The following is a 9,117-nucleotide window of genomic DNA, read 5'->3' as shown; positions in this document are numbered from 1 at the left end:
CCGCGACCCCCGGCGTGACAGGCCGGTATTCTAACCAACTGAACTACCACTCCGCACGAAGCCGCGTTCGGCTTTTGCAAGCCCAAGTGCGACAAAACTTGGCGACCCTACGGGGATTCGAACCCCGGTACTCACCGTGAAAGGGTGATGTCCTAGGCCTCTAGACGATGGGGTCAAAACCTTGGAACTAACCGTTATCAAATTTTGGTGGAGGTAAACGGGATCGAACCGATGACCTCTTGCATGCCATGCAAGCGCTCTCCCAGCTGAGCTATACCCCCACTTAATGACTCCAAACACTGTGTATTTGTCGTCATCATCTGAGCCTTGAATTATAGACAGATTTTTAGCGGTTTCGCAAACGCGCTACAACTTTTTCACGTCCAACCAATTCCAGTACGGCATCAACCGACGGGGTATGGGCCGTGCCTACGGTCAAGACCCGCGCGGGCATGGCCAGTTGGGGCATCTTCAGGCCCTGGCTGGCCAGCACCTGTTTGAAGGCCGCGCTGATCGAGGCTTTGTCCCAGGCGCAGGCAGCCAGTGCGTCGGCCAGCGCATCCAGCGCGGGGGCAATGGCTTCGGTGACATGTTGCGTGCGTTCTGCGTCCACGGGCGTCACGTCGCCATAGAACACCTGCGCCCAGTCGGCCAGGGCCACGAGGGTGTCGCAGCGGTCCTTGAACAGCGCGCAGATGCGCGGCAGGCGGCCGTCGGCCAGGTCGGCGGCGGCCATGCCACGCTTTTGCAGCAAGGCCGATACCAAGGCGGCCAGGGCCTCGTCGTCCATGGCTTTGAGGTGCTGAGCGTTCACCCAGCGCAGCTTGGCCTCGTCGAACTGGGCAGCGCTGCGGCCCAGGTGGTCGAGGTTGAACCACTGCAGAAACTGCTCGCGGCTGAAAATTTCATCGTCGCCGTGACTCCAGCCCAGGCGGGCCAGGTAGTTCACCATGGCGTCGGGCAGATAACCTTCGTCACGGTATTGGGTCACAGGCTTGGCGCCGTTGCGCTTGCTCATCTTCTCGCCCTGCTCGTTGAGCACGGTGGGCAGGTGGGCATATACCGGCGGCTCTTTGCCCAGCGCACGGAAGATGTTGATCTGGCGCGGCGTGTTGTTCACGTGGTCGTCGCCGCGAATCACGTGGGTGATCGCCATGTCGATGTCGTCCACCACCACGCAGAAGTTGTAGGTGGGCGTGCCATCGGGGCGGGCAATCACCAGGTCGTCCAACTCATCGTTGCGGATCTCGATGCGGCCCTTGACCTTGTCGTCCCACGCCACCACGCCGCCCTGGGGGTTCTTGAAGCGCAGCACGGGCTGCACGCCTTCGGGAATGGCAGGCAAGGTTTTGCCGGGCTCGGGGCGCCAGGTGCCGTCGTAGCGGGGCTTTTCCTTGGCGGCCATCTGCCTCTCGCGCAGGGCATCCAGCTCGGCCACACTCATGTAGCAGGGGTACACATGGCCGGCAGCCTGCATATCCGCCAGCACGGCCTTGTAGCGGTCCATGCGTTGCATTTGATAGAACGGGCCTTCGTCATGGTCCAGCCCCAGCCAGGCCATGCCTTCGATGATCACGTCCACCGCCGCCTGGCTGGAGCGCTCCAGGTCGGTGTCTTCGATGCGCAGGATGAAATCGCCACCCGTGGCGCGGGCAAACGCCCAGGGGTAGAGCGCCGAGCGGATGTTGCCCAGGTGGATGAAGCCCGTGGGGGATGGGGCGAAGCGGGTGCGCACGTGGCCTGTGCTGGCAGCAGTGGTTTCTGTCATATCAATAAGGTCTGGCCCCTCTCGGGGCCAGTGTCAAGATTCGTATTCGGTCAATCCAATGGGCGGCGGGCGAATGAGCCCCTTGCGCCCTCACAGCCTGCTCAGGCCTCTTGTGCGTTCGGCAGCGCCAGGCGGGAGGTGTCTTCCTCGCCCTCTTCCATGCCCACGCGCCCTTCGTTCAGGTTGGCGATGCCTTCCGCCGTGATGTCGCCCGTGACGTACACGCCGTCAAAACACGAGGCATCAAAGCCCGCGATGGATGCGTTGAGCGCACCCACAGCTTTTTTCATGCCGTCCACGTCCTGGTAGATCAGGGCGTCACAGCCAATCGCCTGGCGAATCTCTTCTACCGTGCGGCCATGGGCCACCAGCTCGCTGCTGGTGGGCATGTCGATGCCGTACACGTTGGGGTAGCGCACAGGCGGCGCGGCGCTGGCCAGGTACACCTTGCGGGCACCTGCGTCGCGGGCCATCTGCACGATTTCGCGGCTGGTGGTGCCGCGCACGATGGAGTCGTCCACCAGCAGCACATTGCGGCCCTTGAATTCGCTGCCGATCACGTTGAGCTTTTGGCGCACGGATTTTTTGCGCACGCCCTGCCCCGGCATGATGAAGGTGCGGCCCACGTAGCGGTTCTTGACGAAGCCTTCACGGTAAGGCACACCCAGCAGATGCGCCAGTTGCGTGGCGCTCGGGCGGCTGGATTCAGGGATCGGGATGATCACGTCGATCTCATTGGGCGGCACGGTGGAGACCACGCGCTTGGCCAGGGTTTCGCCCAGGTTCAAGCGGGCCTGATAGACGGAAATGCCATCCAGCACCGAGTCGGGCCGCGCCAGATACACGAATTCGAAAATACAGGGGTTGAGCTGCGGGTTCTCGGCGCACTGGCTCGCGTGGACCTTTCCGTCGAGCGTGATGAACACGGCTTCTCCGGGGTCGACATTGCGCTCGAACACATGGGCGGTGCCCTCCAGCGCCACCGACTCGCTGCCTACCATCACCGTGCCGTCCTGGCTGCGGCCCATGGCCAGCGGGCGAATGCCATGCGGGTCGCGGAAGGCCAGCAGGCCGTGCCCGGCGATCAGGGCGATCACGGCATACGAGCCCTTGATGCGCTTGTGCACGGCGCGCACGGCGGTGAAGACCTCTTCAGGCTGCAGCGGCACACCACGGGTGGCACGTTCGAGCTCGTGGGCGAATACGTTGAGCAGGACTTCCGAGTCGCTGTCGGTGTTGGTATGGCGGTGGTCCGTCTGGAACAGTTCGTTGCGCAGCTCGCGGGCGTTGGTCAAATTGCCGTTGTGCACCAGCACGATGCCGAATGGCGCGTTCACGTAAAAGGGCTGCGCCTCTTCCTCGCTGTAGGCATTGCCTGCCGTGGGGTAGCGCACCTGGCCCAGGCCCACGCTGCCCGGCAGCGCGCGCATGTTGCGCGTGCGGAACACGTCGCGCACCATGCCCTTGGCCTTGTGCATGAAGAACTTGCGGCCCTGCTGGGTGACGATGCCCGCTGCGTCCTGGCCGCGGTGCTGCAAAAGCAGCAAGGCGTCATAGATCAGCTGATTGACGGGCGTTGTGCTGACGACGCCGACGATTCCACACATAGTAGTTTTCCATCCGTTTGCGGGAACAGCCCCGCGGCAACCCCATGGCCGCGGCTTTTGGCCACAGCCCCATCGATATCTTCGTCAAGAAGGCAGATGCCTACCAAATTCTTCCGGAAGCGCCGGTTTCAAGCCCCTGAGCACTTCTGCCAGCACCGGCGCGCCTTGCGACTCCTGCCACCAGGGCGCCTCATGCAAGGAAGTAAGCCCCGCCACCACGGCCACCGCCAGTAGCAGCACCAGGCCCCGCAGCACGCCAAAAACTGCGCCCAGCGTGCGGTCGGCGGGCCGCAGGCCGATGGCCTCGACCAACTTCTTGGCCAGCCAGCTCAAGAACCCGCAGGCAAAAACCGACGCCACAAACACCACCACAAACCCCGCCGCATAACGCAGCGAGCCGGCCGATTCACCAATGGGCAGCAGCGCCGCCATGTCCGCCGCGAACCATTGCGCCACAAAAAAAGACACCACCCAGCCCAACAGCGACAGCACCTCGAACACCAGGCCACGCCAAGCCCCGATGAGCATCGAGGCGAGCAGCACCACCACAAAAATCCAGTCGAGCGCAGCCATCGGTGCGAAGAAAGCCTGGGCCTCTTATGAAGAAAGCAGCGCGTTTACAGCGTCAGCACGGACGCTGGCAGTTCCACCGCCTTGATGCGTGCCGCCGCCTTGTCCGCCTCTGCCCGGCTGGTGAAAGGCCCCACGCGAACCCGCGTGCGTTTTCCGTCCTTGGTGTCCACCACCTGGGTATAGGTCTTGAGGCCCGCCCGTTCGACCTTGCTGCGCGCTTCGCGGGCCTTGTCGGCATCGGCAAAAGCGCCCACTTGCACGATGAAGCGCTCGTCTTCGGCTTTCGCCGTGGCGGCAGGCTCGGCACTGCGCCCTTCGAGCAGGGCTCGGGCACGGGCGGAATCGTCGGAGCGCGGCGCGGGCTTCGGCTCGGGCGCAGGCGGTATGGGTGTCTTGGACTCCGGCTTGGGCGCTACTGCGGCAGTTTGCGGGGGCTTTGCTGGTGCGGGCCGGGTGCCCTGCACCAGCTCTTCGCCCTCGGAAAGCCCGTTGTTGGCTGCCGCGCTGCGCGATGGCGCGGGGCGAGCAGGTTCCTGGGGCGTGGCAGGGGCCGCTGGCCTGGCAGCAGGTGCCTCGGCCACGGGCGCGGGCACGACCAGGGGCGCGACCTTGTTGCGGTCAGGAATCTCGATGGGAATGTCGACCGGAATGGGCCGAGGCTGGGTGTCGAACAGCAGCGGGAATCCGACCACCCCTACCAGCACCAGCACGGCGGCGCCGATCAACCGATGGCGGGCGCGGCGGCGCATCACCTCGACACTCTCGGCCTGCGGCGCGCGTGCACGCCTGGACGGTTTTTCGGCCTGTGGCTGCTCACCCTGCCCAGGCCACCGAAACTTGAAAAATGCCATGGAGTAACGACTCGTGCGGACCTCAGAACCTGCCCTATTGGCCCAGATGTTTGGCCTGCAGGCGAGGTATTCCATTGATCAGAACACCGCCCACCGTGTAAAACGAGCCAAAGACCACGATTCTATCAGCGGGGTCTGCAGCGGCCACTGCGGCCTGCAAGGCCTGCATGGGGTCTGCATGCAGGCTGGAGGTGACATCACGGCGGCCACCCGCCACCATATGGAAGGCGTTCCACTTTTGCTGCAGCGCGGCGGCCGTCTCGGCACGCGGCGTAGGCAGGTTGGTGAAGTACCAGCGGTCCACCAAAGGGCCCACCTTGGCCAGCATGGGCGCCAGGTCCTTGTCGGCCATGGCGCCAAACACGGCATGTGTGGTGGGGAAAAAGCCCATGGCATCAAGGTTGGCCGTGAGCGCCGCCACCGAGTGGGGGTTGTGCGCCACATCCAGCACCAGGGTGGGCTGCCCCGGCACGATCTGGAACCGGCCCGGCAACTCAACCAGGGCCATTCCGTTGCGCACAGCCTGCGCCGTCACGGGAAGGCGGTCGCGCAGAGCCTCCAGCGCGGCCAGCACGCCCGAGGCGTTGACCAACTGGTTAGCGCCCCGCAGCGCGGGATAGGCCAGCCCGGCGTAGCGCCGCCCCCGCCCTGCCCAGCTCCACTGCTGTTTGTCGCCCGAAAAGTTGAAATCGCGCCCAAAGCTCCACAGATCCGCCCCAATCTCCCGCGCATGGTCCACCACGCTTTGGGGCGCCATGGGGTCGCTCACGATCACCGGGCGGCCGGTGCGCATGATGCCCGCCTTCTCGCGGCCGATGCTCTCGCGGTCCTTGCCCAGGAACTCGGTGTGGTCGATGTCGATGCTGGTGATGATGGCGCAGTCGGCATCGACGATGTTGGTGGCATCCAGGCGACCACCCAGCCCAACCTCCAAAATGGCCACATCCAGCAGCGCATGGCTCATCAACCGCAGGATGGCCAGGGTGGTGAACTCGAAATAGGTCAGCGAGACATCATTGCCATTTTGGGTTCTGGCGCTTTCTACGGCTTCGAAGTGCGCTACCAAATCAGAAGCAGAAACGCTCTCGCCATGCACACGGCAGCGCTCCTCGAAGTGCACCAGGTGGGGCGATGTGTACACCCCCGTGCGGTAGCCCGCCTGCTGGGCCACGGCCTCCAGCATGGCGCAGGTGGAGCCCTTGCCGTTGGTGCCCGCCACCGTGATCACCGGACACTCGAAGCGCAGCGCCATGCGGCGCGCGACCTCGCTGACCCGATCTAGGCCCATGTCGATGTTGTGGGGGTGCAGTTGCTCGCAGTGGCGAAGCCAGCCTTCCAGGGTGTGGGGTTTGGTGTGCATACAGGCGGGGATTGTCGCCGAGCCGCATTCACCATGTTCTTGGTGGATGATGTGCGGCATGAAGAAAAACGACGCCAGCATCATCCTCTACGGCATCCCTAACTGCGATACCGTCAAAAAATCCCGCACCTGGTTCACCGAACAGGGGCTGGACTACCAATTCCACGATTTCAAGAAACAAGGTGTACCGGCCAGCCAGTTGCCCGGCTGGCTGGCCGCCGTGGGCTGGCAAAAGCTGGTCAACCGTCAGGGCACCACCTGGCGCAAGCTGGATGCGGACACCCAGGCCGCCGTGGCGGATGACGCCAGCGCCACGGCCTTGATGCTGGAGCACCCGAGCGTGATCAAGCGCCCGGTGGTCGAATGGAGCCGCGCGGGCCACACCCAGGTCTCCGTGGGCTTTGCACCCGACCAGTGGCAAGCCTGGCGGGTTACGGCCCCCAAAGGCTGACCTTTCTTTATTTGCCCGCCAACGCGGGAAAATTGCACATATCTTTACGCAGATTTACGGCCTCGGGAACCCTTGTTGACTTGGTGGACCTAAACTTTTCCGCAGTCTGGTGCGTTATGTACCGACCCCAAAGGAGTTTCTCCATGAAAAAGATCGTCATTTTTTCTGCCATGGCCGCCATCGCCACCATGGCCAGCGCACAAGAACAAGGCCGTGTGCTGTCTGCCACGCCCATCGTGCAGCAGGTCGGCATCCCCCAGCAAGTGTGCGGCAATGAAACCGTGTACAACGGCAACCGCACCTCGGGCGCTGGCGCCGTGATGGGCGCCATCGCGGGCGGCGCAGCAGGCAATGCCATCGGCAAGGGCAGCGGCCGCGCAGCCGCCACCGCCATCGGCCTGATTGGCGGCGCCGTGATCGGCAACCAGATCGAGGGCAGCCAACCCCAGTACCAGAACGTGCAGCGCTGCACCACCGAGACCTACTACGAAAACCGCACCATGGGCTACGACGTGGTCTATGAATACGCGGGTCGCCAGTACACCACGCGCACCCAGAACGACCCCGGCCGCTGGATCCCGCTGAGCGTGCAGCCCGTGGGCCAGACCTACTCCACGCAGCCCGACCCTTATGCGCAGCAAGGTGTGTACAGCCAACCCGGCGTGGTGACATCCACCTACCCGGCGCAGCCCGTGTATCAGCAACCCGTGTATCAGCAGCCCACCTATGTGACGCCGCCCGTCACGGTGATCGAATACGGCTACAACAGCGGGCGGCCGTATTACCCGCACCATCGCAACCCTTACTGGCGTTGAACGGGGCAGGCGGTAAAGCGGCCTGCCTGGCATCGAAACAAGAGCCCCTCGGGGCTCTTTTTCTTGGCGCAATCGCCCGGCCCACGCATTTCAGGCGGCTCCACGGCCAGTGCGGCGGCCCCCTGCCCTAAAATCGTGGGTTTCCTCCCTCTCTACCTGCGCATCCATGACCACCGAAAAAATCGACGGCGTGTCCGTCACCACCCAGGCCAATGTGTACTTTGACGGCAAATGCGTGAGCCACGGCATCACCTTCCCCGATGGCACGAAGAAGTCGGTGGGCGTGGTACTGCCTGCAACGCTCACCTTCAACACCGGCGCCCCCGAAATCATGGAATGCGTGGCGGGCTCCTGCGAGTACAAGCTCGCTGGCACCGACGCCTGGGTGAAGTCATCCGCTGGCGACAAATTCAGCGTGCCCGGCAATTCGAAGTTCGACATCCGCGTGACCGAGGCTTATCACTACATCTGCCATTTCGGCTGATTGAGACTGTTCTTTCCCGATGAGCGGCATGCCTCAGATACCCCACCATCCGTTCGGACTGAAGGGACTTGAAGTCCGAGGCAAGTCGCTGATCAGATGTTTTTGGCGCCTAGCGCTTATGTAGCAAGCGCGAGCAGCTATCATTTTTGAGAACCCTTTCATGGCAACCATTCTCCAAAACCTCCCTCTCGGCCAGAAGGTCGGCATTGCCTTCTCGGGCGGCCTCGATACCAGCGCGGCGCTGCACTGGATGAAGCTCAAGGGCGCCATGCCCTACGCCTACACCGCCAACCTGGGCCAGCCCGACGAGCCCGACTACGACGCCATCCCAAAGAAGGCAATGGAATACGGCGCAGAAAAAGCCCGCCTGGTGGACTGCCGCACGCAGCTCGCGCACGAAGGCATCGCCGCCCTGCAGGCAGGCGCCTTCCACATCTCCACCGGCGGCCTCACCTACTTCAACACCACGCCCCTGGGCCGCGCCGTGACCGGCACCATGCTGGTGGCCGCGATGAAGGACGACGACGTCAACATCTGGGGCGACGGCTCGACCTTCAAGGGCAACGACATTGAGCGCTTCTACCGCTACGGCCTGCTGACCAACCCTTCGCTCAAGATCTACAAGCCCTGGCTGGATCAGTTGTTCATCGACGAGCTGGGCGGCCGCGCCGAAATGTCGGCGTTCATGACACAGGCAGGTTTTGGCTACAAGATGAGCGCCGAGAAGGCCTACAGCACCGACAGCAACATGCTGGGTGCCACACACGAGGCCAAGGACCTGGAGTTTTTGAACAGCGGCATCCGCATCGTCAACCCCATCATGGGCGTGGCGTTCTGGAAGCCCGAGGTCGAAGTCAAGGCCGAAGAAGTCTCGGTGCGCTTTGAAGAAGGCCAGCCCGTCGCCCTGAACGGTGTGGAATTCAACGACCCGGTCGAGCTGATCCTCGAAGCCAACCGCATCGGCGGCCGCCACGGCCTCGGGATGAGCGACCAGATCGAAAACCGCATCATCGAAGCCAAGAGCCGCGGCATCTACGAAGCCCCCGGCCTCGCGCTGCTGCACATCGCCTACGAGCGTCTGGTGACCGGCATCCACAACGAGGACACCATCGAGCAGTACCGCATGAACGGCCTGAAGCTGGGCCGCCTGCTGTACCAGGGCCGCTGGTTCGACCCCCAGGCCATCATGCTGCGCGAAACCGCCCAGC

The 9,117-nt window shown here is 63.6% G+C and carries 9 protein-coding genes and 2 tRNA genes; 4 read left to right on the top strand and 7 right to left on the bottom strand.

Annotated elements, in window-relative coordinates; genetic code table 11:
- Positions 1-99 precede the first annotated feature (99 nt).
- The 7 genes from Q0105_RS15995 to folC form a co-directional block, all read right to left on the bottom strand.
- Positions 100-175: transfer RNA gene (locus Q0105_RS15995), tRNA-Glu, on the bottom strand.
- 30 nt (positions 176-205) lie between these two features.
- Positions 206-281 (bottom strand) — tRNA-Ala (locus Q0105_RS15990).
- Between the two features lie 65 nt (positions 282-346).
- Complete coding sequence (gene gltX / locus Q0105_RS15985) at positions 347-1,768, bottom strand: glutamate--tRNA ligase (RefSeq protein ID WP_298213125.1); 1,422 nt, start codon at positions 1,766-1,768, stop codon at positions 347-349.
- Between the two features lie 101 nt (positions 1,769-1,869).
- Positions 1,870-3,375, bottom strand: coding sequence for an amidophosphoribosyltransferase (gene purF / locus Q0105_RS15980; protein ID WP_298213124.1), 1,506 nt, complete (start codon positions 3,373-3,375; stop codon positions 1,870-1,872).
- Positions 3,376-3,459: 84 nt separating this feature from the next.
- Entirely contained in the window at positions 3,460-3,948 is a 489-nt protein-coding gene (locus Q0105_RS15975; protein WP_298213123.1) for a CvpA family protein, read from the bottom strand.
- 44 nt (positions 3,949-3,992) lie between these two features.
- Positions 3,993-4,799: an SPOR domain-containing protein gene (locus tag Q0105_RS15970; RefSeq protein WP_298213122.1), complete on the bottom strand. Its 807-nt coding sequence runs from the start codon at positions 4,797-4,799 to the stop codon at positions 3,993-3,995.
- A gap of 34 nt (positions 4,800-4,833) precedes the next feature.
- A complete protein-coding gene (gene folC, locus Q0105_RS15965; protein ID WP_298213121.1) occupies positions 4,834-6,159 on the bottom strand; it encodes a bifunctional tetrahydrofolate synthase/dihydrofolate synthase in 1,326 nt (441 codons plus the stop codon).
- A 58-nt stretch (positions 6,160-6,217) separates the two neighbouring features.
- Between folC and Q0105_RS15960 the strand changes: the two genes are divergently transcribed.
- The 4 genes from Q0105_RS15960 to argG form a co-directional block, all read left to right on the top strand.
- Positions 6,218-6,610: an ArsC family reductase gene (locus tag Q0105_RS15960; protein WP_298213120.1), complete on the top strand. Its 393-nt coding sequence runs from the start codon at positions 6,218-6,220 to the stop codon at positions 6,608-6,610.
- A gap of 143 nt (positions 6,611-6,753) precedes the next feature.
- A complete protein-coding gene (locus Q0105_RS15955; RefSeq protein ID WP_298213119.1) occupies positions 6,754-7,425 on the top strand; it encodes a glycine zipper 2TM domain-containing protein in 672 nt (223 codons plus the stop codon).
- Positions 7,426-7,591: 166 nt separating this feature from the next.
- Entirely contained in the window at positions 7,592-7,909 is a 318-nt protein-coding gene (locus Q0105_RS15950; RefSeq protein ID WP_063460592.1) for a pyrimidine/purine nucleoside phosphorylase, read from the top strand.
- 160 nt (positions 7,910-8,069) lie between these two features.
- Positions 8,070-9,117: argininosuccinate synthase (argG, locus tag Q0105_RS15945; protein ID WP_298213118.1), on the top strand; the 1,048-nt coding region annotated here is incomplete at its 3' end.

Source organism: Acidovorax sp. (assembly GCF_027492855.1).
GTDB lineage: Bacteria > Pseudomonadota > Gammaproteobacteria > Burkholderiales > Burkholderiaceae_C > Acidovorax.
This window is presented reverse-complemented; position numbering and strand designations above follow the sequence as displayed.